This is a genomic window from Stutzerimonas sp. 21-1, assembly GCF_056336065.1.
Window position 1 is genome coordinate 1,752,439 of the sequence record NZ_CM150500.1, and the last position, 24,167, is coordinate 1,776,605.

19 protein-coding genes are annotated in these 24,167 nt (G+C 66.7%); 11 read left to right on the forward strand and 8 right to left on the reverse strand.

The window, feature by feature from the left end; translation table 11 throughout:
* Positions 1 to 31: 31 nt before the first annotated feature.
* From AC0ZJQ_RS08635 to AC0ZJQ_RS08645, 3 genes are all read right to left on the reverse strand, one after another.
* The gene (locus AC0ZJQ_RS08635; protein ID WP_314020131.1) at positions 32 to 520 is read right to left on the reverse strand and encodes a tetratricopeptide repeat protein; all 489 of its coding nucleotides are present in this window, start codon (positions 518 to 520) and stop codon (positions 32 to 34) included.
* On the reverse strand, positions 517 to 1,707 hold the full coding sequence (locus AC0ZJQ_RS08640) for an ABC transporter substrate-binding protein (protein ID WP_314020132.1): 1,191 nt from the start codon (positions 1,705 to 1,707) through the stop codon (positions 517 to 519). The genes AC0ZJQ_RS08635 and AC0ZJQ_RS08640 overlap by 4 nt, the downstream gene beginning before the upstream one ends.
* A 140-nt stretch (positions 1,708 to 1,847) precedes the next feature.
* The gene (locus AC0ZJQ_RS08645) at positions 1,848 to 4,019 is read right to left on the reverse strand and encodes a methyl-accepting chemotaxis protein (RefSeq protein ID WP_167135114.1); all 2,172 of its coding nucleotides are present in this window, start codon (positions 4,017 to 4,019) and stop codon (positions 1,848 to 1,850) included.
* A 396-nt stretch (positions 4,020 to 4,415) separates the two neighbouring features.
* Here AC0ZJQ_RS08645 and AC0ZJQ_RS08650 point away from each other — a divergent pair, with 396 nt between their 5' ends.
* The 5 genes from AC0ZJQ_RS08650 to AC0ZJQ_RS08670 all read left to right on the forward strand — a co-directional run bounded on the left by AC0ZJQ_RS08650 (position 4,416) and on the right by AC0ZJQ_RS08670 (position 10,740).
* Positions 4,416 to 4,853 carry a cupredoxin domain-containing protein gene (locus AC0ZJQ_RS08650; RefSeq protein ID WP_003290309.1) on the forward strand — a complete coding sequence of 146 codons (438 nt, stop codon included), beginning with the start codon at positions 4,416 to 4,418 and terminating at the stop codon, positions 4,851 to 4,853.
* Positions 4,854 to 4,863: 10 nt separating this feature from the next.
* Entirely contained in the window at positions 4,864 to 6,120 is a 1,257-nt protein-coding gene (locus AC0ZJQ_RS08655; protein WP_301617991.1) for a HAMP domain-containing sensor histidine kinase, read from the forward strand.
* Complete coding sequence (locus tag AC0ZJQ_RS08660) at positions 6,117 to 6,776, forward strand: response regulator (protein ID WP_008567927.1); 660 nt, start codon at positions 6,117 to 6,119, stop codon at positions 6,774 to 6,776. The genes AC0ZJQ_RS08655 and AC0ZJQ_RS08660 overlap by 4 nt, the downstream gene beginning before the upstream one ends.
* A gap of 270 nt (positions 6,777 to 7,046) precedes the next feature.
* Positions 7,047 to 9,347, forward strand: a complete 2,301-nt coding sequence (locus AC0ZJQ_RS08665; RefSeq protein WP_314020133.1) for a TonB-dependent receptor — start codon at positions 7,047 to 7,049, stop codon at positions 9,345 to 9,347.
* 223 nt (positions 9,348 to 9,570) lie between these two features.
* The gene (locus AC0ZJQ_RS08670) at positions 9,571 to 10,740 is read left to right on the forward strand and encodes an MFS transporter (protein ID WP_314020134.1); all 1,170 of its coding nucleotides are present in this window, start codon (positions 9,571 to 9,573) and stop codon (positions 10,738 to 10,740) included.
* 8 nt (positions 10,741 to 10,748) lie between these two features.
* On the opposite strand, the gene AC0ZJQ_RS08675 is transcribed toward AC0ZJQ_RS08670, so the two are convergent.
* The 4 genes from AC0ZJQ_RS08675 to exaA form a co-directional block, all read right to left on the reverse strand.
* Complete coding sequence (locus AC0ZJQ_RS08675; RefSeq protein ID WP_008567923.1) at positions 10,749 to 11,198, reverse strand: DUF2703 domain-containing protein; 450 nt, start codon at positions 11,196 to 11,198, stop codon at positions 10,749 to 10,751.
* Entirely contained in the window at positions 11,195 to 11,881 is a 687-nt protein-coding gene (locus tag AC0ZJQ_RS08680) for a 3'-5' exonuclease (protein ID WP_476477679.1), read from the reverse strand. The genes AC0ZJQ_RS08675 and AC0ZJQ_RS08680 overlap by 4 nt, the downstream gene beginning before the upstream one ends.
* 91 nt (positions 11,882 to 11,972) lie before the next feature.
* On the reverse strand, positions 11,973 to 12,626 hold the full coding sequence (locus AC0ZJQ_RS08685) for a pentapeptide repeat-containing protein (RefSeq protein ID WP_008567921.1): 654 nt from the start codon (positions 12,624 to 12,626) through the stop codon (positions 11,973 to 11,975).
* Between the two features lie 160 nt (positions 12,627 to 12,786).
* Positions 12,787 to 14,646: a quinoprotein ethanol dehydrogenase gene (gene exaA, locus AC0ZJQ_RS08690; protein WP_037019738.1), complete on the reverse strand. Its 1,860-nt coding sequence runs from the start codon at positions 14,644 to 14,646 to the stop codon at positions 12,787 to 12,789.
* Between the two features lie 322 nt (positions 14,647 to 14,968).
* Here exaA and pedF point away from each other — a divergent pair, with 322 nt between their 5' ends.
* Genes pedF through AC0ZJQ_RS08710 form a run of 4 tightly spaced genes read left to right on the forward strand, consistent with a single transcriptional unit; the run spans position 14,969 to position 18,094 of the window.
* Entirely contained in the window at positions 14,969 to 15,406 is a 438-nt protein-coding gene (gene pedF / locus AC0ZJQ_RS08695) for a cytochrome c-550 PedF (protein WP_008567919.1), read from the forward strand.
* Positions 15,406 to 16,323 (forward strand): substrate-binding periplasmic protein, encoded by a 918-nt coding sequence (locus tag AC0ZJQ_RS08700; protein WP_008567918.1) that lies wholly within the window; start codon positions 15,406 to 15,408, stop codon positions 16,321 to 16,323. Before pedF ends, AC0ZJQ_RS08700 begins: the two co-directional genes overlap by 1 nt.
* Positions 16,324 to 16,369: 46 nt before the next feature.
* A complete protein-coding gene (locus AC0ZJQ_RS08705) occupies positions 16,370 to 17,119 on the forward strand; it encodes a quinoprotein dehydrogenase-associated SoxYZ-like carrier (protein WP_008567917.1) in 750 nt (249 codons plus the stop codon).
* A 42-nt stretch (positions 17,120 to 17,161) separates the two neighbouring features.
* Positions 17,162 to 18,094 carry a quinoprotein relay system zinc metallohydrolase 1 gene (locus tag AC0ZJQ_RS08710; protein ID WP_476477680.1) on the forward strand — a complete coding sequence of 311 codons (933 nt, stop codon included), beginning with the start codon at positions 17,162 to 17,164 and terminating at the stop codon, positions 18,092 to 18,094.
* Positions 18,095 to 18,106: 12 nt separating this feature from the next.
* Here the strand turns inward: AC0ZJQ_RS08710 and AC0ZJQ_RS08715 are convergent, their stop codons facing one another.
* The gene (locus AC0ZJQ_RS08715; RefSeq protein WP_476477681.1) at positions 18,107 to 19,573 is read right to left on the reverse strand and encodes a lipid II flippase MurJ; all 1,467 of its coding nucleotides are present in this window, start codon (positions 19,571 to 19,573) and stop codon (positions 18,107 to 18,109) included.
* 273 nt (positions 19,574 to 19,846) lie between these two features.
* Here AC0ZJQ_RS08715 and AC0ZJQ_RS08720 point away from each other — a divergent pair, with 273 nt between their 5' ends.
* Positions 19,847 to 21,088 (forward strand): MdtA/MuxA family multidrug efflux RND transporter periplasmic adaptor subunit, encoded by a 1,242-nt coding sequence (locus AC0ZJQ_RS08720; protein WP_476477682.1) that lies wholly within the window; start codon positions 19,847 to 19,849, stop codon positions 21,086 to 21,088.
* Positions 21,085 to 24,165 (forward strand): MdtB/MuxB family multidrug efflux RND transporter permease subunit, encoded by a 3,081-nt coding sequence (locus AC0ZJQ_RS08725; RefSeq protein WP_237264786.1) that lies wholly within the window; start codon positions 21,085 to 21,087, stop codon positions 24,163 to 24,165. The genes AC0ZJQ_RS08720 and AC0ZJQ_RS08725 overlap by 4 nt, the downstream gene beginning before the upstream one ends.
* Positions 24,166 to 24,167: the final 2 nt, after the last annotated feature.

A 24,167-nucleotide genomic window follows, 5' to 3' on the forward strand; every position in this document is an offset into this window, starting at 1 on the left:
GGAGTCCTTTGTTGTTATAGGAATGGGTGTGTCAGCGGGCCGGCGCGTTGGCGGCATCCAGGCGCAGCAGGTATTCGTCGGCTTCGCTCTGCCCGCCGGCAGCGGCGCGTTGCAGCCAGTCGCGCGCAGCGACGCGATCGGCCTCCACACCGCGGCCTTCGGCCAGCGCGACGCCCCAGTGATAGCGGGCCAGACTCACGTAGCTGGCGTCGTCGGGTTGTTCGGCGCCCTGTTTGAGCAGCGCGGCGGACTTGCTCAGGTCCTGCTCCACGCCGTTGCCGCTCTCGTACATCTGCGCCAGGGAGATCATCGAGTAGACGTCGTTCCAGCGCGCGATGCAGTCCTCGAAGATGGCCTTGGCCGCCTCGAAATTGCCGGTCTTGGCGGTGACGTAGCCGTACAGGCATTTGATGCGCTTGGGACTGTCGACATAGGCCTCGTAGCCCAGCTCGTCGGCGAGCGCCGAGGTGCCGGGCAGGGCGGCCAATGCCAGCAGGGCGGCCACGGGAAGGCGCTTCATGGTTGTGCCTCGCTCAGCCGGCAGCGGCTCTCGGGGGCGTCGAAGCCCAGGGTGTCCAGCTCGCTGGTGGGGTGCAGAAAACCGTCCTGCGGCGAGGTGGAGACCAGCGCGCGCGGGTGGACCAGGGGGATCGGTTGGCGCAGCTGGCCGTTCCACGAGCGGAAGCTCAGCTTGCGGCCCTTGAAGCCATCGAGCGGCAGCTCATCGCTCAGCGACAGCTGACGGACCGCCGGTACCTCGGCGGTACGCAATTTGGTCACCGCTGCCGCAAGGCTGCGCACGGCCATCCAGGCGGCGAAATCGCGGTCGTTCATCCAGCGCCCGGCGTGCGCCTCGAAACGCTTCTGCAGCTGAGCGGCGCCGTAGGTTTCCACGGTCTTGTGCCAGCCGGTTGGGGTCAGCCCCTGGGTTCCGGCGACCGGTCGCGGATACCAGGTGTGATAGGGCACGTATTCGCCGAAATCGCCGCGTTCGTCGGCGACCAGCACCACGTCGTACTCGGTGGTCTGGGTGAACAGCGGCATATCGGCCTGCGCCGTGCGGCGTTGGTCGTTCTCGAAGCTCCAGGGTTTTTCCGCAACGATCTTGTGGCCGAAACGCTTGGCCGCACGGCGCAGCGCATCGGCGTAGGCCTGATCGTCCGCGGTAGGCCCGCTGATCAGCAGCCAGCGATTCCAGCGCCGCGCGGCGAGGAACTGGCCGAGGGCATCGGCCAGCATGCTGCGGCTGGGCAGGGTGTGCAGCACGTTGTTCAGGCAGCTCTGGCTGCGCAGCGCATCGTCGGCACTGCCGGCGTTGTACAGCAGGCTGTCGGGCAGCGCCGCGGACAGCTGGCGCAGCGTGTCGACCGGGGCGCTGACCACGAACAGGCGCAGGCCGTCGGCGTGCAGCCGCGCGGCCTGCTCGATCAGCGCTTCGGGCGTTTCGCTGGTGGCGGAATCGAGACGGTAGTGATGCTTGAGAAAGCGCCCCGTGCTGTTGCTGTCGACGATGGCCAGCTCGGCGCCGCGCAGGCCGGCGTCTTCCGGCTCGGGTATGACGTTGGACAGCAGCGGCCCCGGATCGGGCCGATAGCCCAGATAGCCGATGCGTACCTCCAGCGGCTCGGGCGCGGCCGGTGCGGCGAACGCGTCGGCGCAGGCGAGGGCGATCAGACAGACCGCGGCATGGAACGCGAATGGATGCATGGGGCGACTCCTGAGGCTTGCGGGCAGCATAGGAAGCGCTCCACCAGGGGGGAATATGCAGAAAGTACCAGTCGTGGTGTACCAAGGTCGTAGAAATGCGACAGATCGAAGCGGCACCCGCGAGGGTGCCGCTCGGGTGCTCAGCGGGTGCGTCTGACGGTAAAGCGACCGACCTGCACGATCATCTGCTGGGCCTGTTGCGTCAGCTCCTGCGCGGCCTGGGTCGACTGCTCGGAGTTGCTGCTGTTGTGGTGCACGACCTGATCGATCTGCTCGATGGCCAGGCTGACCTGCTCGATGCCGGATGCCTGCTGGCTGGAGGCGGAGGCGATCTCATCGACCAGCTGCGAGACCTGCGCGGCGCCCTGGACGATCGCTTCCAGCGCCTGCGCGGTTTCGTCGGTGAGCTCCATGCCCTTGACGGTCCGCGCGTTGGATTCCTGAATCAGGCGGGTGGAGCGCTGCGCCGCTTCGGCGCTGCGGGCGGCCAGCTGGCGAACTTCATCGGCCACCACCGCGAAGCCGCGTCCGTGCTCGCCGGCACGCGCCGCTTCGATGGCCGCGTTGAGGGCCAGCAGGTTGGTCTGGGTAGCGATCTCCTCGATGGCGCGGATGATGTTGGTGATGTCCTGGCCGGACTGGTTGATTTCCTGCATCGCGCCCTTGAGCGTCGCCATGAGTTCGTTGCCGCCACGCGCGGATTGCTCGGAATCGCGCGACAGCGAATTGGCCTCGCCGGCGTACTCGGAAGTCTGGCGGATCTGCGAAGCCATCTGGTTGATGGTGGCGCTGATCTCGGTGACCGCCGAGGCCGACTCCGTCGCGCCCCCGGACAGGTCATGGCTCAGGCGCGTCACTTCGCCGGCCTTGTCGTTGATCAGCGCCGAGCTGAGCTGCACCTGGGAGACCAGCTCGTTGAGGTTGTCGACCATTCGGCGCAGTGCCAGGCCGAGCTGGTCGCCGTCCGAGGCCAGGCGCACGTCCACCGTCAGATCGCCCTGCGAAATGCGCTCGGCGACATGCACCTGTTGCTGCAGGCTCTCGGCCATGCGGTCGAGGCTGGCGGAAAGCTGGCCCACTTCGTCCGCCGAGCGGTGTGCGAGGCGTTGCGAGAAGTCGCCGCGCTGTATCGCACCAGCGAGCTGCGCCGCCTTGCGGATCGGCAGCGCCACCGAGCGCGAGGAGATCCACAGCGCGATGACCGCGAGCAGCGAGATGAACACCCCGACGCCGATCTGCTGAAGCATGCTCCGGCTGCTCTGGGTCTGCATTTCCGCTTCGAGGGCGGCGGCTTTTGCCAGCACGATGTCTTTGTCGATCTTGAGCATCATCGACCACGGCTTGCCGGTCCGGCCAAGCGCGATGGGCGCGAAGACGATCACCATGCCGCTGTCGTCCAGCCGTGCCAGCTCTTCGCCTTTCTGGATGGAGCCGAGCGCGGCTTGCCAGTCATCGGGAAGCACCTGCTTGAAGTGTTCGCCGATCAGGTTGGGATGGCGGCTTTCCGCGACGACCAGACCCTGATCGCTGATGATCGCCACCTCGCCCTGGCCGTCGAACAGCTTGCCGGAGACTTCCTGGCTGATCTTCTGCACGAAATCGAGGTTGTAGTCGGTGCCCGCTACGCCCATGAAGCGCCCGTTGACCACGATGGGCACCGACAGCGTCGCCAGCCACACCTGCTTGCCCTGCACGATGTAGGGCAGCGGGCCGAGCACGCTTTCGCGCCGGTTTTCCTTCGGGCCGATGTACCAGCCGCCCTTCAGCACGCCGTTCGGGTGCTTGTCCATGGTGTCGTATTCGACCAGCGGCTGGACGGCGATCTTGCCGTCTGCGCCGCGCGTCCAGTAGGGCGTGAAGCGCCCGGTCTGCTCGTTGTTGCCGTTCTGCGTACCGGCGAACAGCGCGTCCTGGCCGTCGATGGCGTCCGGCTCCCAGCACGAGTAGGTGCCGTTGAAGTCCGGGTAACTCTTGAGCACGTTCAGCAGGACGGCATTGACCTGGTCGCGGCCGATCTCGAGGCCGCCATTGTCGGCCGCGCCCATCTTCGCGACGGCGAAGGTCGTGGCCATGCCACGGGCGGCTTCCAGCGCCTTGGTGAATTCCGCGCGGATTTCCCCGGCGTACTTGCCGCCGAGGTGTTGCAGGGTTTGCAGCGCCTCATCCTGCGCTTGCTGGCTGACGCGGTTCGACACCAGTTGCTGCGTGGAGCTTGCGAGGTAGACGCTGTAGCCGATGAGTATGCCCGCCGTTGCGAGCAGGCATAGCCCGCCGATGAGAGCGATTCGCTGTTGTATGGATCTGAGTGTCATGACGGTTCCTACTCCTGAGCAATGCAAAAGAACCTGCGGGGGCGTGCCTGAACGCCGAAGGGCGGCCGAAGATCGCCGATGGCAAAACGGCATCCCGGATGCCGAATGTTGCGGCGCGCCGGCCGAGAAATTGATCGCTACCTTGGTACTGCTGCGTTGGTAGCGGTACGCGCGATGCGGCTTTTGGCGTGGCTTCTGGCGGGCACCGGCGCAGGCGCGGTGCTGCGTGGCGCGGCGGGCGAAAACGGATCGGGGCACCGGCGGACTCCGGTGTTTTTCGTTCCGTCAGGCGCTGGCGGGGATGGGCGGCGGTATCGGATCGGTACCAAGGTAGGAGGGTGGATGGCGCGCGGGCGCCTAGGATGGGGCATCCAAAACAATAAAGAGGCCATCACCATGCCCACATGCAAAGCCATGCTGCTCAATCTGCTGTTCATCGGCAGCCTGCTCGGCTTCGACCAGAGCCACGCCGCCGGCGATCTCACCCGCCGCACCCAGGCGCTGCCGGACCTCAAGTTCGGCTCCGAAGAAAGCGATTACGCCGTCTCGCAGAAGGAGTACCAGCTGGAAACCGGCGTCGCCTATCAGCTCAAGGTGATTGCCGATGGGCAGAAGGAGTGCGCCTTCCAGGCGCCGGAGTTCGCCCAGTCGATCTTCCTGCGCAAGGTCGAGGCCGGTGGCGTGGAGATCAAGGCGGTCACGCTGGTCGAGCTGGAGTTCGAGGATGCCGGCGAGGCGGAGATCTTCTTTCTGCCGGTCAAGCCCGGCACCTATCCGTTCTACTGCAAGGGCCTGCAGAACAAGGGCATGGAAGGGCGCTTCGTGATCAAGTGAGGGCGCGGCCATGAGTGCGCTCAGGCGTACCTACCTGCTGGTGGCGCTGTTCTTCGTCGCGGTGGCGCTGGTCTGCACGGCGGTGCTGCTGCGCCAGGCCGCGCATGACGTGCAGCGCGAGCTCGATGCCGCGCAGCAGGTCGTCGACTACCTGGCACTCAGCCTGCGCGATGAGCCGCAGGCACTGGCGGCCGGCCTGGAGCAAAGCCTGCGACATATCCGCATCGAGCGGGTATCGGCCGGCAATGAACAGCCTGCCGGGCCGTTCGATCGGCCCTGGCTGAGCCGCTGGCTGTACCCGCAGGTGATGCCGGCGCGTGTCATCGAGCGGGCGAACGGCGAGCAGATTCGCCTGGCGGTCAATCCCGACGACGAAGTGGAAGAAGTCTGGGATTCGCTGTTGCAGCTGCTCGCGCTGTTCGGCCTGGCGCTGGCGCTCAGCCTGCTGACCATACGCTGGGCGGTCGGCCACGCACTCGGCGTGCTGGAAGACCTGCTCGGCGGCCTGCGGCAGATTTCCCGCGGGCAGCTGGCCACACGGCTGGTCGCGCGGCGGCTGCCGGAGGCACGCCGGCTGGCCGGACATTTCAACCAGATGGCTGGCGCACTGGAGGAAGCCGAGGCGGCGAACGCGCGGCTTACCGGCACGCTGCTGGAACTGCAGGAGCGCGAACGCACCCGTCTGGCGCAGGTGATGCACGACGATCTCGGCCAGTACGTTGCAGGCATTCGAGCCCGCGCCTGCCTGCTGCGCATCCAGGCCGAGCAACCGGATGCGGTGCGCGAAACGGCGGCGCATCTGGAACGGCACAGCCTCGATCTGCAGAACGGATTTCGCACGCTGGTGCGCGATCTCTATCCGGTGATGCTCGAACACCTGCCGCTGGAAGAAGCCGTTGGCCAGTTGGTTGAGCAATGGCAGGGCGCGCAGGGCATCGAATGCCGCCTGCAGCTGAGTGGAGCGATTCCCGAGTTCACCACCGAAGACAAGCTGCACCTGTACCGGCTGCTGCAGGAGGCGCTGACCAATGTCGCGCGTCATGCGCAGGCCCGTTGCGTACGTCTGCGCCTGCGCGGCGGCGCGCATGGGCTGCGTGTGCTGTTGCGTGACGATGGCCACGGCGAGCCGCCGCAGCGTGCCGGGGTCGGTCTGCGTTCAATGCGCGAGCGCGCTCGCTGCCTCGGCGCCAACCTGCGTTTGCGGCACTGCCCGGGACAGGGCTGGACGCTTTATCTCAACCTGCCGTGCAAAGGAGCGACAGCATGAAAATCCTGCTGGTGGACGATCACGCGGTGGTGCGCCAGGGCTACGCCAGCCTGCTGACCGCGCTGCTACCCGAGGTGGTGGTGACTGAGGCCGAGAGCGGCGAACTGGCGCTGCAACGGGTGCAGGAGGAAATTCCCAGCCTCGTCGTGCTGGACCTCGGGCTGCCTGGCATCAGCGGGCTGGAGACCTGCCGGCGCCTGCGTCAGCGTTTGCCGCTGCTGCCGGTGCTGATTTTCAGCATGCATGACGAACTGGCGCTGGTACGCCAGGCGCTGGATGCCGGGGCGTCCGGCTATCTGACCAAACGCTGCGCGCCGGACGTGCTGGTCGAGGCGGTGCGCAAGGTGCTTGCCGGCCAGCCCTTTATCGAGCAGCCGCTGGCCACCGCACTGGCCCGCCAGCGTCCCAGCACCTCACCGATGCAGGGCCGTCTGGCCGAGATGACCCCGCGCGAGATGGAGATCTTCATCATGCTCGCCCGTGGCATCGGCAACCGCGAGATCGCCGAGCGGCTGTGTATCAGCAGCAAAACCGTCTCCAATCACATGGCTCTGCTCAAGAGCAAGCTGGACGTCAGCTCCCAGGCGGAGCTGGTGCACCTGGCCATCGATCAGGGCCTGCTGCGCGTCGGCGAACGCATGCTCTGCGAGGCCTGAGCCCCGCCCCGCCCCCGACTGTTCCCTGTTCGCGAACCCGCCTGCCGCCGTAGGCGGGCGGCCTGCGCGTGCCCGGCCGCCACGCAGGTCTTGGTCCGTACCGCGCCATCGGTCGTACGACCAAGTGCCGGCGGTTCGGGAAATTTTCCCGAATGAGCCGGGAATTCTTCCCTGTCGGCGCGACTCGGCGGCTTTCGATAATCGGTCTGGCAGGTTGCCAGCATGCAGCCGTGATCCGTTCGATTCGCCGCACAACAACAAGGAATATCCATGTCGTATCAGGTCTGCCGCCGCGCGCTGCCCCGGCGCACGCTGCTTTCGCTCGCCATCGCCAGCCTCCTGCCGGGTATGGCGCATGCCGCCGAGCCGCTCGAACTGGCCAGCGAAGAAATCGTCGCCACCACACCGTTGCCGGGTATCGGTCTGTCCAAGGATCGCCTGCCGGCCAACGTCCAGACGCTGGACGAGGCGCAACTGCGCAAGCTCGGCGGCCAGTCGCTGGCCGAAGCGCTGCAGCGCGGGCTGCCGAGCGTCAATCTGAACGAGACCCAGGGCAACCCATACCAGGCCGACCTCAACTACCGCGGCTTCACCGCATCGCCGCTGTTGGGCACCGCCCAGGGTCTGTCGGTATTCCTCGACGGCGTGCGGGTCAACGAGGCCTTCGGCGATGTGGTGCACTGGGACCTGATTCCCCGCAGCGCCATCGCCGACATGGCGCTGGTGCCCGGCTCCAATCCGCTGTACGGCCTGAACACCCTGGGCGGCGCGCTGGCGCTGCAGACCAAGCGCGGCGACACCCATCCCGGCGGTTCCGCCGAGGTTTACGCCGGCTCGTTCGGGCGCAAGGGTGGCGCGGTGCAGCACGGCGGCCAGCACGAAGAATTTTCCTGGTATCTGGCGGCCGAGGGCATGGAGGAGGATGGCTGGCGCGATCACTCGCCATCGGATGTCGGCCAGCTATTCGGCAAGTTCGCCTGGACCACGGCGACCACCGACATCGCGCTGACCCTCGCGCACGCCGACAACGACCTGATCGGCAACGGCCTGCTGCCCGAGAGCATGCATGACCGCGATCACGACGCGATCTTCACCCATCCCGACCAGACCGAGAACCGCAGCCACCTGATGGCGCTGTCGGCCAGCCACTGGCTGAGCGACGCCGACCGGCTGTCCGGCACGGTATATCTGCGCCGCACCCGCACCGCGACGCTGAATGGCGATGGCAACGACGAGTACGAGGACGAATACGAGGAATGGGAAGACGCCGGCTTTATCGGCGACGGGCCGCAAAGCGGCGTGCTCAACCGCACCCGCACCGCGCAGCGCGCCTATGGTCTGGCGTTGCAATGGACGCGTTATGCCGGCGATCACCAGTTCGCCTTCGGTCTGTCGCATGACAACACCCGTGCCAGCTTTCACCAGAGCGAGCAGGGCGGCGAGCTGACCGACGAGCGCGGCATCCTGCCGACCGAGGACGAGGAACAGGCCAACAGCCTGCTGGGCCGTACGCGTACCTCCAGCCTTTACGCAACCGACACCTGGGCGCTGAGCGAGGCGCTGCAGCTGACTGGCTCGCTGCGCTACAACCGCACGCGCGTGGTCAACAGCGATCGCATGGGCGACGACCTCGACGGCGACTTCACCTATCGCAAGCTCAACCCGGCGCTGGGTTTCGCCTGGCAGCTGCAACCGGCGCTGACCGTCTATGGCGGCTTCTCGCAAGGCAATCGCGCGCCAACGCCCATCGAGCTGGGCTGCGCCGATCCGCAGAACCCCTGCAGTCTGCCCAACGCGATGGCCGCCGACCCGTTCCTCGAGCAGGTGGTTACCCGTACCCTCGAACTCGGCGTGCGCGGACAACTGGCGGGCGGCACCGAATGGAACGTCACCGCGTTTCGCAGCATGAACCACGACGATCTGCTGTTCGTCGGCACCGGTGGCAGCCAGGGTTACTTCACCAATTTCGGCCGCACCCGACGCCAGGGCATCGAGCTGGGACTGAACGGCAGCTACGGCGCATTCGACTGGCGAGCGGATTACACCTACCTGCAGGCGACGTTCCGTTCCTCGGCATGCATCCTCGCCGAGAACAACAGCACTGAAGGCGAGGGCGGCTGCCCGGATGACGAAATCCGTATCGCCAGCGGCGACCATCTGCCGGGCTTGCCCAAGCACAATCTCAAGCTCGGGCTGGACTGGAACCTGAACGAGCGCCTGCGCCTGGGCACCACGTTGCTGGCCTATTCCGGGCAATACGTGCGCGGCAACGAGAACAACCGCCACCAGGCGAGCGGTGAGTTCGAGGGCAGTGGCAAGCTGCCGGGCTACGCGGTGCTCAACCTCACCGCCGACTACCGTTTCGCCCGCGACTGGACGCTGTTCGGACGAGTCGACAACCTGTTCGACAAGCGTTACGCCACCAGCGGCGCGCTGGCGGAGAACCCCTTCGTCGGCGCCGGCAACGCCTTCGCCGACGACCCGGACGGCTGGCGCCACGAGCAGTTCATCGCTCCCGGTGCGCCACGCGCCGGCTGGCTGGGCGTGCGCTATCAGTGGGACGCGCTGTAGTTCGAAGGACAAAGGCCCGTACGGACGGTGCGGGCCTTTTGCCTCGGGCTTGCCGGTTTTGCGGGACGATGTGTCAGGCGTGACGCAAAATGGTCACGGCGGACTGCGTATGCTGGTGTGCTAGGCCGCCATCCCGTGCGGCGACTGGCGGAGCCCGAATGAACCACGCTTGTGCAGTCACCTGCTGTTCCCGGCCGTCACCCCTGACCGCGGCAGGCCTGGTGTGTTGAGCAAGTCGTCGCGCCTACGCGTCGTGCTCGCACTCGGCAGCGCGCAGACGCTGGCCTGGGGCTCGACCTACTACCTGCCGGCGATTCTCGCCGAGCCGATGGCGCGCGAGTTGGGCATTACCAGCGGCAACGTGTTCGCGGCATTTTCCCTGGCGCTGGTGGTGACGGCCGTTCTCGGGCCGCTGTGTGGCAAGCGCATCGACCATCACGGCGGGCGCGATGTGCTGGCGCTTTCCAGTCTGGTCTTCGCGGCAGGGCTGGCGACCCTCGGCCTTGCGAACGGGCCGCTGATGCTCTGGCTCGGCTGGCTGGTGATCGGCATCGGCATGGCGCTGGGGCTTTACGAGTCGGCGTTCTCCACCCTTACCGGCATCTACGGCCGCGATGCGCGTGGCGCGATCACCGGGATCACCTTGCTTGCCGGATTCGCCAGCACCGTGTGCTGGCCGATCAGCGGCTGGCTGGAGGCTGCGCTCGGCTGGCGTGGCACCTGCCTGGTCTGGGCCGCGGCGCATATCGTCCTCGGCCTGCCGCTGAACCGCCTGATGATTCCGCTGGGCATCCAGCCCGCATCGCCGCCGACCGACAGACCTGTGCAGGAACCGGCTGGCGCCGGCCTGACCATGGGGCTGCTGGCGTTCGTCTTCGCCGCCACCTGGTTCGTCAGCACGGCGATGGCGGCGCACCTGCCGCGACTGCTGCAGGAGACCGGGCTGTCGGCGGCTGCGGCCATCGCCGTCGCGGCTCTGGTCGGGCCGGCGCAGGTCGGTGCGCGCTGTCTGGAGTTTGTTTTGCTGCAGCGCTTCCATCCGCTGCTTTCGGCACGCCTGGCGGCCATCGCGCATCCCATCGGTGCCGCCGGCGTGATGCTGTTCGGCGCGCCGGCGACCACCGGGTTTGCGCTGTTGCACGGCGGTGGCAACGGCATCCTGACCATCGCCAAAGGCACCTTGCCGCTGGTGCTCTTCGGTCCGCACGGCTACGGCCTGCGCCAGGGGCTGCTGATGGTGCCGGCGCGTTTCGTCCAGGCCTTCGCGCCGTTCGTCTTCGCGCTGCTGATCGATGGCTACGGCAGCGGCGCGCTGTGGCTGTCGGCTGTGCTGGGCGTGCTGGCTTACGCTGCGCTGTCGCTGCTGCAGCGGACCGCGCGTGGTCTTGGCTGAGCGGCCTCTCAGCTGCAGCAGCTGCCGTTCCCATCCTCGTCTGCCGGTGCGCAACAGCGCGCGGGTACGGGGTCGGACAGACGGGCGGCGGCCAGCAAGCCGGCCTTGACGATCAGTTCGGCCGGGATGGCTTCGTAAGTCGTGTCCGCGACGCTAAGCGTGCGGCAGCTGGCGTCACCGCAGGCCGAACAGCAGCGGCTCGCGCCGGTGCTCGCACCGAGCCACTGTTCCAGCGGCACGTCGTCGATCCACAGGCGATTGGACTCCAGCGGTGCCGGGGCGAAGCGGGCAGGGCTCAGCACGCTGGTTTCGAGGCGCACCTCGATGCCGAGGATGTGCAAGGCCTGGCGCAGATCAGCGGTGGCGCGCGTTACGGCCACTTCGGTGGCGCCGCAGCGGTCGCAGGTCTGGCCGTGTTCGTCGACCAGTCGCTGCCAGCGGATCGTCAGGGTTTTCATCGCGAAGCGTCCTCTCGAAGCGGGTGCCTGGGTTTGGCGCGGCGCGCCTGCGGCGGCATGCTGGCCAGCTGCAGCAGCAGGCGCTGCTGCTCGGCGGGCAGCCCGAGGAAGACGTGTAGCGCCGCATAGGCATCATTTGCCGCATAGACCTGCTGGGCCTCGCTCAGCTCGGCGCTGGCCCAGTTCGAGGTCGTCACGCGGCGCGACTTGTGAATGCGCGCGCCAAGCACGCCGGCCACCGCGCCGCGCAGGCCGACTTGACCCTTGCGGTCCTGGTAGCGCAGCACGGTGCCGAGGTCGAGACAGTTCGCCAGCTCGATGCCGAGCCTGCCGCGCAGCCGGCTGCGGTCCGCTTTCAGACCGAAGCCGATCTTCAGCACGTCGGGCGCCTGCAATATCGTGCGTGCCGCCTCGACGCAGCCCGGCACGGCGACCTGGAACAGGTACGCCTGCGTCGGCGTGGCGAGCTGGATCAGGTGCGGGCCGGTGGAGACTTCGCCGACGCGGAAGGTTGGCCGGGATTCGGTATCGAAGCCGACGCAGGGGCAGGCGCGCAGCTCGCCGATGGCGCTGGCCAGCGCTGCGGCATCGGCGGGCATGACGATGTGTGCGGCCGTCAGCGCGGCGAAGGCCGGCAGGGTGTCGTCGTCGCTAGGGTGGGGAATGCGGATGGGCTGCTGCATCGTCGGTGCTCCGGGGCTCGCCAGCGGGAGCGATCAGGCAACGCTAGCCGAGCACGACGGGCAAGTCGATATCGAATCGCTCTGGCGCCGGCTACTTTTCCCAGTCGTGCGGGCAGTCCTTGCAGCCTTCCATGTTGGTTCCCTGGAACGTCGCGTAATGCCGCCGCGCGCCGCTGAGCACAGCGTCGGCCAGGTTGGCATCGTTGAGCTTGGCTTCCTGCAGGTTGGCGTCGGTCAGGTCGGCGCCGGCGAGGTCGGCCTTGCTCAGCCAGGTCATTTCCAGGTCGGCGGCACGCAGGGTGCTGCGCTGCATCTTCGCGCCGCTCAGGCGGGCAAATTCGAGATAGGCACCGGTGAGGTCGGCACCATTGAAGCGCGCAGCCTGAGCGAACAGACCCCAACCCTGGATGGCGACCAGCCGGGCGTCGGTGAAGTTGGCCAGGCGCAGATTGGCCTGCTGCAGGCTGGCGCGGTTGAGCGTGGCGCCGCTGAGATCGGCCTTTTCCAGATTGGCCAGGTCCAGGTTGGCGTGGCGCAGGTTGGCACCCGCCAGCTTGGCGCCGGCGAGATTGATCTTGCGCAGGTCCTGATTGCTCAGGTCCGCGCCGCGCAGATCGGCGTTCGGGCACTGGCTTTCCGGCTGGATCACGCAGCCGTTGATGACCGCGGGCTGGTCGCTGGCGGCGAGCGCGGCGTTACCGACGAGCAGGGCCAGTGGCAAAAGCAGTAGCTGGAAGGTCTTCATGACGGTACTCCTGCGAAGCGGTAGGGAGGGGCGGTTGCGCGGAGGCTCACGTGGCGTGCCGGCGAGAGCGCCAACTCGGGGCCGGACATGCCACGGGAACGTTCCGCGAACCGTCGTACAGGGGAACGCCGTGCCGGCCGAAGCGGGCACGGCGCGGTGCTCAGCGCTGCGCGGTGTTCTTCTCCCACTCCGGCAGCTTGAACACCCAGAAGGAGCCGCCCTGGGCGACCGGCTTGGTCAGCACGGCCATGTCGCCACCCCACAGCGGCACGGCACCGCCATAGCCGACGGTCACGCCGAGGTACTGCTCGCCGTCCTGCTCCCAGGTGATCGGCGGGGAGATGACGCCGCTGCCGGTCTGGAACTTCCACAGCTCGTCGCCGGTTTTCGCGTCGAATGCCTTGAAGTAGCCGTCACTGGTGCCGGTGAACACGAGGTTGCCCTTGGTGGCGAGCACGCCGGCCCACAGCGGCAGTTTTTCCTTGTGTTCCCAGGCGACCTTGCCGGTGGTGGGGTTCATGGCGCGCAGGATGCCGACGTGATCGTCATACATGCGCTTGATGCGGAAGCCCTGGCCGAGATAGGCCGAGCCCTTCTTGTAGCTGACCTCTTCGGTCCAGTAGTCCTCTTTCCAGTGGTTGGCCGGCACGTAGAACAGGCCGGTGTCCTGGCTGTAGGCCATCGGGTTCCAGTTCTTGCCGCCGAGGAAGGGCGGAGAAACCTCGACGGACTTGCCGTGCTGCTCGCCGGGTTCGGGTTTCGGCGGGCGCTGGCCTTCGTTCTCCACCGGGCGGCCGGTTTTCAGGTCGATGTGGCTGGCCCAGGTGATGTTGTCGACGAAGGGGAAGGCGTTCTGCAGTTTGCCATCCTTGCGGTCGACCACATAGAAGAAGCCGTTACGGTCGGCGTGGGCGGTGGCCTTGACGGTCTTGCCGTTCTTGTCCTTGTAGTCGAACAGCACCAGTTCGTTGTTGCCGGAGAAGTCCCAGGCGTCGTTCGGCGTGTGCTGATAGAACCACTTCACTTCGCCGGTGGAAGGATCGACGCCGACCTGGCCGGAGGTGTAGAGGCTGTCGTAGTCCTGCGGCTTGCCGTCCTTGGACGTGCGCGCCCAGCCGTTCCACGGCGCGGGGTTGCCGGCGCCGACGATGATGGTATTGGTTTCGGCATCGAAGCTCGCGCTCTGCCACGGTGCGCCGCCGCCCTGGCTCCAGGCTTCGACCTTGCCGGTCGGCGAGTTGGCATCGTCCGGCCAGGAGGGCGCCTTGATGTCGCCGGTCGGTGTGCTGTCCTTGCCGTTCAGGCGGCCCATGTGGCCCTCGACGAAGGGACGCATCCAGACTTCTTCACCGGTATCCGGATCACGGGCGAACAGCTTGCCGACCACACCGAACTCGTCGCCCGAGCTGCCGTGAACCAGCAGCACCTTGCCGGTCTTACCGTCCTTCACCAGCGTCGGCGCGCCGGTCATGGTGTAGCCGGCGCCGTGATCGCCGAATTTCTTGTTCCAGACGACCTTGCCGGTGTCCTTGTTCAGCGCCACGACGCGGGCATCCAGCGTGCCGAAGTAGATCTTGTCGCCGTAGATCGCCGCGCCGCGGTTGACCACATCGCAGCACGGGCGGATATCGTCGGGCAGGCGGTGCGCGTAGGACCACAGGCGTTTGCCGGTCTTGGCATCCAGGGCGAACACGCGCGAATAGGAGCCGGTCACGTAGATCACGCCGTCGTGGACGATGGCCTGGGATTCCTGGCCGCGTTGCTTCTCGTCACCGAAGGAGAACGACCACGCCGGCGTCAGCTTGAACACGTTCTTGTCGTTGACCTGGGCCAGCGGGCTCCAGCGCTGTGCATGGGTGCCCAGGCCGTACTGCAGCACGTTCTCGGTGGACAGGTGGTCGTTGGCGATGTCTTCCCAGCTGACCGGCTTGGCCTGGGCAACGCCGGCCAGCGCGAGGCTGCCGAACAGCACGGCGAGGGCGAGCGGGCGGGTTGTGCCGGGGTGCGATCTTGTTGTCATGGTTGCGATTCCCTTGGTCGATTCGGACGAGGCCGCCGTCTGCCGGTAGCCTGGCGATACGAATAGTGGGAGCGCGCTCGCGCGCGCCGACACGGAAAAACGCCCGCCGATGCCGGGAAAACTTCCCATCGGTGCGCTGTTTTCGCCTTGCTACCGCGGTGCCGCCACGACCCGCTGCAAAAGACGGGGATAAAACCTAGTACCAAGGGAGGAGATGCAGGCATCCAAAGCAGGATTCTGCCGACCGGGTCGCGCCGCCAACATGGCCACCATGCGCTCCGATGGGGCTGCCTTGTACAGGTTCCGAACAGAGGTGGTAGTCATGAACAACAAGAACTTTCTGCGCTCGCTGCTGGCGGCGGGTGTCCTGGGTATGTCCGGCCTGGTCCTGGCGCATGGTGATGTGACACCGCAGGCCGTGGACACCAAGGGCCTGCCATCCCTCGGCGAGGAGTGGACAGAAGAAAACCCCTATCGCGCCCCGAGCGAACACCATGATCTGGCCGTGCAGATCGGTTCGTCCGCCTACAACCAGAACTGTGCCCGTTGCCACGGCCTGGAGGCCATCTCCGGCGGTATCGCGCCCGATCTGCGCGATCTGGAAGCCAGCTACGACGGCGACGAGTGGTTCAAGGAGCGTGTGATCAACGGCGCGGTGCGCGACGGTGCGGTGTACATGCCGCGCATGGCTGACACCCTCAGCCAGGAAGCGCTGTGGGCGATCCGTACCTATATCGAAAGCGAAGCGGCCAAGCGGTGATGCGCCTCGGCCGCTGGCTCGTCGCGCTGTGCCTGTCGGCCGTCTGCGCGCTGGCGCAGGCGGACGTGGTGCGGGTGCGCGCTTACGACGACATCATCGCCTCGGGTGTGCTCAAGGTGGCGATGTACCAGGACTTCCCGCCGTACAGCTTCGTCGTCGACGGCCAGCCACGCGGCGTGGATGTGGACATGGCGCGCGAACTGGCGGACGGCCTCGGCCTCAAGCTGGAAGTGCTGTGGGTCGCGCCGGACGAAACGCTGGATGATGACCTGCGCAACTTCATCTGGAAGGGGCACTACCTGCGCCCCAACGTGCTGGCCGATGTGATGCTGCGCGTGCCGTACGACCGCGAGTTCTCCTACAAGCGCAACGAGCTGGGCGAGCTGATCAATGAGCTGGTGGTGATGTTCGGGCCTTATCAGCGCGAACGCTGGCAGTCCGCCTTCGATGATCGCCGTTTGAAGGAGGTGCCGACCGTGGCGGTGTTCCAGTACCACCCGGTGGGCGTCGAGGTAGAGAGCGTGCCGTCCTTCTACCTGTCGTCGGTGTTCGGCGGGCGCATGAGCAAGATGCTGCATCACTATCCCAGCCCGCAGGCCGCGTTCGCTGCCATGCAGGCCGGTGAGGTGGACGCGACGATGGCCATGCGCGGGGAAATCGACTGGCTGCTCAAGCAGGCCGACGATAACCATCTGAAGCTCGCCGAGAACGCCTACCCCGACATGGGCAAACAGGTCTGGGATCTGGGCATGGCGGTGCACGAGTCCAACCGCCAGCTGGCCTACGCGCTGGAAGGCGTGCTGGAGCCGATGATCACCGAAGGGCGGCTGGCGAAGATCTATGCTGGCTATGGGCTGCGCTACGAGCTGCCCGGGCTTTACCAGGATGTAGAGAACGAGATGGCGGCTGGCAACTGACGCCATCCTTTCAGCGGGCCGCCGGGCCACGCCCGAGGAGTTCGAGATGAGCATGCGCGTTCTGCTGTTGCTTCTGACGTTCGCCCAGGCCGGCGGCCTGCTGGCTGGCGAACCCGATCCGCTGCAATCGGTGATGTGGGAGCACCACCACCGCAACCTGCTCAACGGCGAGCCCTACGTGTTCGACGAGCGTGTGCAGGTACAGGTCCCGCCGTTCGCCGAAGATGCCCGGCAGGTGCCGGTGCATATCGATGCCCGTGCCCTCGGCGACCAGGTGGTGCGTATCGAGGCCTGGGCCGATCTCAATCCGATTCCGCGCATTTTCACCTTCACTCCCGGCGAGCGGGTCGAGCCGCTGGTGGCCATCCGCATTCGCGTCGAACAGGCCACGCCGATCCGCGCGGCGATACTCACGCGCGACGGTGTCTGGCATGTCGGTGGCGCCAAGGTCGATGCGGCCGGTGGCGGCTGCACGGCGCCCAGCGTGGTGCGGGCCCAGCCGGGCTGGGAAGACCGTCTCGGCCAGGTCCACGGCGCACGCTTCGCCCGTGGGGAATTCAGCCGGCTGCGCATGCAGGTCTCGCACCCGATGGACAATGGCCTGGTAGGTGGCATTCCGGAGTTCTTCGTCAACCAGGCCGAACTGCGCACCGTCGATGGCGAGGTGCTGGCGACGCTGGAGCTGTTTCCTGCAGTCGGCGAGAACCCCAGTCTGAGCCTGGAAGTCGAGGGCCAGGAGGAAACCCGCCTGTGGCTGCGCGACAACAACGGTAATGAGTTCGAGGCGGCGCTGTAGCGCTACCGCGCCTGCGCTCGTTCACCCAGCCAAGGAGACGTCATGCGCCTTTTCACCCTGATCCTTGCCTGCTGCCTGGCGCTGCCGGCGCAGGCCGAGCTGCGCTACGACCTGCAGCCCAAACAGATCGCCGAGAATGTCTGGCTGCTCGAAGGCTCGACCGACAACTTCGAGCAGCGCAACGGCGGCAACATCGTCAACACCGGCTTCATCGTCACCGAGGCGGGTGTGGTGGTGATCGATAGCGGGCCGTCGAAACGCTACGGCGAGGCCATGCGCGAAGCCATCGCAGGCGTCACCGACCGTCCGGTGATCAAGGTGCTGCTCACCCATCATCATCCTGACCATGTGCTCGGCAACCAGGCATTCGCCGACGTCCCCATCGCCGCGCTGGCCGGCACCACCGAGCTGCTGCGTGAGCAGGGCGATGCGATGGCGGAAAACATGTATCGGCTGGTCGGCGACTGGATGCGTGGCACCGAAGTGGTGTTGCCGAACGAGACGCTGCAGCCCGGCACGCTGGAAATCGGCGGCCACAGGCTGCGCCTGCTCGCCCTGCGCGGGCATACCGGCGCCGATCTGGCGGTACTCGATGAGAACAGCGGTGTGCTGTTCGCCAGCGACATCCTGTTCTACCAGCGCGCGCTGACCACGCCGAACAGCCCGGGGCTGGACATCTGGCTGGCCGATCTCGACGAGTTGCAGGCCCAGCCGTGGAAGCTGGCGGTGCCCGGTCATGGGCCGGTTGCCGGTGACGACGCGCCTTTCGTGCAGATGCGTGATTACCTCGGCTGGCTCGATGGTCTGCTGCGCGACGCTGCGGCCAGCGGTGCGGACATGAACGAGGTGATCGACAGCCCGATTCCCGAGCGCTTCGCCGGCATCAGCCTGACGCGCTTCGAGCTGATCCGCAGCGTCACCCATCTCTATCCGAAATACGAGGCGCAGCAGCTGCAGCGCGTCGACCAGCAATAGCCGAAACGCAGATCAGGCGCGGCGCATCGACCAGTAGCTGCGGCGGAACAGGTCACGCTCGCCCAGCAGCACCACGCCGAAGGCGAAGCCCGCCAGCACCAGTGCGATGTACAGGCACAGCTCGAGGAAGCCCTGCGGCTCGGGTAGCCAGTGCAACGCCACCGCCAGCGCCGCGGCGGTGGCCGCCCAGCGCAGCAGCAGCGCAATGCCCAGACCCTTGGGTGACGCGCGGTAGACGTACAAACCCATGAACAGCGCCTGCAACGCCGCGCCGCTGGAGAAGGCGATGGCCAGTCCTTCGGCGCCGTAGGGGCGATACAGCGCCGCATCGAGACCGATGGTCAGCGCCGAGCTGATCAGCGTGAGCACCAGGAACAACCGGGCCTGATGCTGGGCGAGCAGGGCGCGGCCCCAGAGCAGGGCGAGCCCCATCGCCGGCAGGCCGAACGCATAGATGATCACCAGCGAGGCGGTGGCGCTGGTCTGCGCCGCGCCGAACTGGCCGCGCTCGAGCAGCACGGCGACCACGGTGTCCGGGAACGAGCAGAGCACCACCGCCGCCGGCACCAGGAACAGCAGCGTTGCCAGCAACCCCTTGCGAATCACCGCGGCGTGGGCGCCGTGGTCGTTGTCGTTCCAGCTCGCGGAGAACTGCGGGAACAGCACCGAGAGCACCGACATCGCGTATAGCGTCAGCGGAATGGTGACGATGCGGAAGGCGAACGAGAGCATGGTGATGCTGCCTTCATCGAGGAACGAGGCGAACATCCGTTCGGCGAGGATGCATGCCTGCTGCGCGCCGGCGGCCAGCAGCACCGGCGCGAAGGCCAGGCCGAAAGCGCTGCCGTGTCCTTCGGCCACGGGGTGCGGCTCGCCGCGCAGATAGGCCAGGCGCCCGTGCTGGGCGACGATCAGACCGAACTGCGGCAGCAGCATGCCGATGAAGATCACCATGCCGGTCGGCTCGAACAGCAGGATACCGATGATCGCTCCAGCGTTGAGCAGCACGGTGCGCGTCATCGGCAGGATGAACACGCTATCCATGTTGAGCAGTGCGCCCTGGCAGTACAGCGTCGCCTGCACTGCGATCAGCAGCGCGCCGACGCAGAACACCAACTGCCCGGTCGCCACCTGCTCGGCGCTCCAGCCCGGCGCCAGCAGGGTGAGAATCCCGTAGCTGGCGACGATCACCAGGGCGCTGGCGGCCACGCCCATCAGCATCACGCGCCAGTACAGCCAGCGACTGACCGACTCGAACAGCGTCTCCGACTGGCTGCGCAGCTTCTGCAGGTAGGGAATCATGGTGTCGCGCAGGGCGAGACCGAGGAAGTTCTCGAAGAACAGCGGCAGGATCAGCGCGACGAAGATCAGGTCGGCTTCCCAGCTCAGGCCGAAGGCGCGGGCGATGAACAGATCGCGCAGGAAACCGAGCAGAAAACTGGCGACGGTCAACGCCAGGATGACCAGTGATGCATTCATTCCTTGATCCTGTAGCAGGCCAGCCTGCGGTACTCCGGTAATACGGCGCGCCGCCGTTCGGTTGGGTGGCGTGCCTGGGACAGTTCCGTCTGCCAGGGCTGGCGAGATGCTGGCCCCTGGTCGAACGCTTACATAGACTGGGCCGGCGCGGCATGGTTCCGGCCGTTCGCGCGCGGATGGACAAGCGTCGATACGTAAAAATGCCGTAAATCCCCTTTGCGAGGCGGGCGCGACTGCTTAAGGTTCACGCTCCTTCCCGAGCGAACCCAGTTCATGTCCGTCGCGCATTCGTCTCCCGCTGCTTCCCGTCGTCGCTGGCTGATCATCGGTCTTGCCGTGCTGGCCATCGCCTTGCTTGCCTGGTGGTTATGGCCGAGCTCTCCGGCGAAGTCGCCGCAGCCGGGCGGGCGACCGGGCTTCGGCGCGTTCAGCGGGCCGGTGCCGGTGCGCGTGACGACGGTGAAGCAGGGTGAGTTCGAGGTGTTCTACAAGGCGCTCGGCACGGTGACGCCGCTGAACACGGTGAACGTACGCAGCCGCGTCGGCGGCGAACTGGTCGAGGTGCGCTTCGACGAGGGCCAGCGGGTCAAGGCCGGTGAGCTGCTGGCGGTGATCGATCCGCGGCCATACAAGGTCGCCCTGCAGCAGGCCGAAGGCACGCTGCAGCAGAATCGCGCGCTGTTGCAGAACGCCCAGGTCGATCTGGAGCGCTACCGCGGGCTGTACGCCGACGACAGCATCGCCAAGCAGACGCTCGACACCCAGCAGGCGCTGGTCAACCAGTACCAGGGCACGCTGGCGGCCAATCAGGCGGCGGTCAACGAAGCCAAGCTCAACCTGGAATTCACCCAGATCCGCGCACCGATCGACGGCCGCCTCGGCCTGCGCCAGCTGGACATCGGCAACCTGGTCTCGGCCAGCGACACCACACCGCTGGTGGTGATCACCCAGAGCCAGCCGATGGCGGTCACCTTCACCCTGCCGGAGGGCGATCTGCCGCCGGTGCTGACGCGCTTTCGCCAAGGCGCCGAGCTGAAGGTGCAGGCATGGGACCGTGGTGAGCGGCTGCTGTTGGGCGAGGGCGTACTGGAGAGCGTCGACAACCAGATCGACGTGACCACCGGTACGCTCAAGCTCAAGGCGCGCTTCGACAACGAAACCGAAATGCTCATCCCCAACCAGTTCGTCAACGTGCGCCTGCGGGTGGAAACCCTCAAAGACGCCACGCTGATTCCCTCGGCGGCGCTGCAGTTCGGCTCGCGCGGCAACTTCGCCTATGTCGTCGGCGAGGACAGCAAGGTCCAGCTGCGCAGCGTCGAAGTCGGCCCGAGCAACGGCGAGACCACGGTGATCACCCAGGGTCTGACGGCGGGTGAGTGCATCGTCATGGAAGGCACCGATCGCCTGCGCGATGGCAGCGAGGTGGAGGTCGTCGACCGCGCGACGATGGCCGAAGAGGCCGCGCAGCAACCCAAGGTGGGCGGTGAGAGCGCCGGGGAGCGCCCGGCGCAATGAACATCTCGCGGCTGTTCATCCTGCGGCCGGTAGCGACCACCCTGACGATGGTCGCCATCCTGCTGGCCGGTCTGATCGCCTACAAGCTGTTGCCGGTCGCGGCGCTGCCGCAGGTCGACTATCCGACCATCCGCGTGCTGACGCTGTATCCCGGTGCCAGCCCGGAAGTGATGACCAGCGCGGTGACCGCACCGCTTGAACGCCAGTTCGGGCAGATGCCGGGGCTGACGCAGATGTCCTCGAGCAGTTCCGGCGGCGCCTCGGTGATTACCCTGCGCTTCTCGCTTGACGTTGAGTTGGATGTCGCCGAGCAGGAAGTGCAGGCGGCGATCAATGCGGCAGACAACCTACTGCCCAGCGACCTGCCGGCGCCGCCGGTATACAACAAGGTCAACCCGGCCGATACGCCGGTGATCACTCTCGCAGTGACCTCGGCAACCCTGCCGCTGCCGCAGTTGCACGATCTGGTCGATACGCGCATGGCGCAGAAACTGGCGCAGATCAGCGGCGTCGGCATGGTCAGCATCGCCGGCGGCCAGCGGCCGGCGGTGCGCATCCGCACCAATCCCGAGGCGCTGGCCGCCTACGGCCTGTCGCTGGCCGATGTGCGCGAGCTGATTGGCAACGCCAACGTCAACCAGCCCAAGGGCAACTTCGACGGTCCAACACGGGTGTCCATGCTCGACGCCAACGACCAGCTGAAGACGCCGGAGGAATATGCCGAACTGATCCTCACCTATCAGGACGGCGCCGCGCTGCGACTCAAGGATGTCGCCGACATCATCGCCGGCGCCGAGAACGAGCGGCTGGCGGCCTGGGCCAACGAAAGCCGGGCGGTGCTGCTGAACATCCAGCGCCAGCCGGGGGCCAACGTCATCGACGTGGTCGAGCGCATCCAGGCGCTACTGCCGGAAGTCACTGCCAGCATGCCCGCCGGTCTCGACGTGACCGTGCTCACCGACCGCACCCAGACCATCCGCGCCGCTGTCACCGACGTGCAGCACGAGCTGATCCTCGCCACCATCCTGGTGGTGATGGTGACTTTCATTTTCCTCAAGAAACTCTCGGCCACCGTCATCCCGTCGATCGCCGTGCCGCTTTCGCTGATCGGCACCTTCGCGGTGATGTATCTGTGCGGCTTCTCGCTGAACAACCTGACGCTGATGGCGCTGACCATCGCCACCGGCTTCGTGGTGGATGACGCCATCGTCATGCTGGAGAACATCGCGCGGCACCTGGAGGAGGGCGAGACGCCGCTGAATGCCGCGCTCAAGGGCGCCAAGCAGATCGGTTTCACCCTGATCTCGCTGACCCTCTCGCTGATCGCCGTGCTGATTCCACTGCTGTTCATGCAGGACGTGGTCGGCCGGCTGTTCCGCGAGTTCGCCATCACCCTGGCGGTGGCGATTCTGATCTCGCTGGTGGTCTCGCTGACCCTGACGCCGATGATGTGCGCGCGCCTGCTCAAGCCGGTGAGCCATGATCCGGAGCGCCCGGACTGGGTCGAGCGGCTGATTGGCGGCTATTCGCGCTGGCTGACCTGGGTGCTCGGTCACCAGACGCTGACGCTGCTGGTGGCGGTGGCCACCCTCGGCCTGACTGTGGTGCTCTATCTCGCCGTGCCCAAGGGCTTCTTCCCGGTGCAGGACACCGGCGTGATCCAGGGCATCAGCGAGGCGCCGCAGTCGATCTCCTTCCGCGCCATGAGCGAGCGTCAGCAATCGCTGAGCCGGGTGATCCTCGCCGATCCGGCGGTTGCCAGCCTGTCGTCCTACATCGGTGTGGACGGCGACAACGTCACGCTCAACAGCGGCCGCCTGCTGATCAACCTCAAGCCGCACGCCGAGCGCGACGTCACCGCCAGCGAAGTGATCGAACGCCTGCGCCCGGAACTGGCCAAGCTGCCGGGCATCGCGCTGTACCTGCAGCCGGTGCAGGACCTCTCCATCGAGGACCGGGTCAGCCGCACGCAGTTCCAGTTCAGCCTGGAGTCGCCGGATGGCGCGCTGCTGCAGGAGTGGACGCCCAAGCTGGTCGAGGCACTGCGCGAGCGGGCGGAACTCACCGATGTGGCCAGCGACCTGCAGCACGACGGCCTGCAGATCTATCTGGAGATCGACCGCGACGCCGCCGCACGCTTGGGCATTGAGGTTTCGGCGATCACCAATGCGCTGTACGACGCCTTCGGTCAGCGGCAGATTTCCACCATCTTCACCCAGGCCAGCCAGTACCGCGTGGTGCTCGAGGCCGAGGCCGGCAATCGCCTGGGGCCGCAGGCGCTGGAGCAGCTGTTCGTGCAGAGCGAGGGCGGCACGCCGGTACGGCTGTCGAGCCTGGCGCGGCTGGAGCAGCATACCGCGCCGCTGCTGATCAACCACATCGGCCAGTTCCCGGCGGTGACGCTGTCGTTCAACCTCGCGCCGGGCGTGTCGCTGGGCGAGGCGGTGGAGGTGATCGAGGCGGTGAAGCAGGAGATCGGTCTGCCGGCCGGCATCCAGAGCCATTTCCAGGGCGCCGCCGAGGCGTTTCGCGCGTCGCTGTCGAGCACGCTGCTGCTGATCCTGGCGGCGGTGGTGACCATGTACATCGTGCTCGGCGTGCTCTACGAGAGCTACATCCACCCGATCACCATCCTTTCCACGCTGCCGTCGGCGGCGGTGGGCGCGCTGCTGGCGCTGCTGCTGACGGGCAACGATCTGGGGCTGATCGCGATCATCGGCATCATCCTGCTGATCGGCATCGTCAAGAAGAACGCGATCATGATGATCGACTTCGCGCTGGAGGCCGAACGCCACCAGGGCATGACGCCGGAGCAGGCGATCTACCGCGCGGCGCTGCTGCGTTTCCGGCCGATCCTGATGACCACGCTGGCTGCGCTGTTCGGCGCCATTCCGCTGATGCTGGCCACCGGCTCGGGTGCCGAACTGCGCCAGCCGCTGGGTCTGGTGCTGGTCGGCGGCCTGCTGCTCAGCCAGCTGCTGACGCTGTTCACCACGCCGGTGATCTACCTGTTCTTCGACCGCCTGGGCCAACGCTTCGGTCGTCGCGGCGCGGTGCCGAGCGAGGCGCAAGCGTGAAC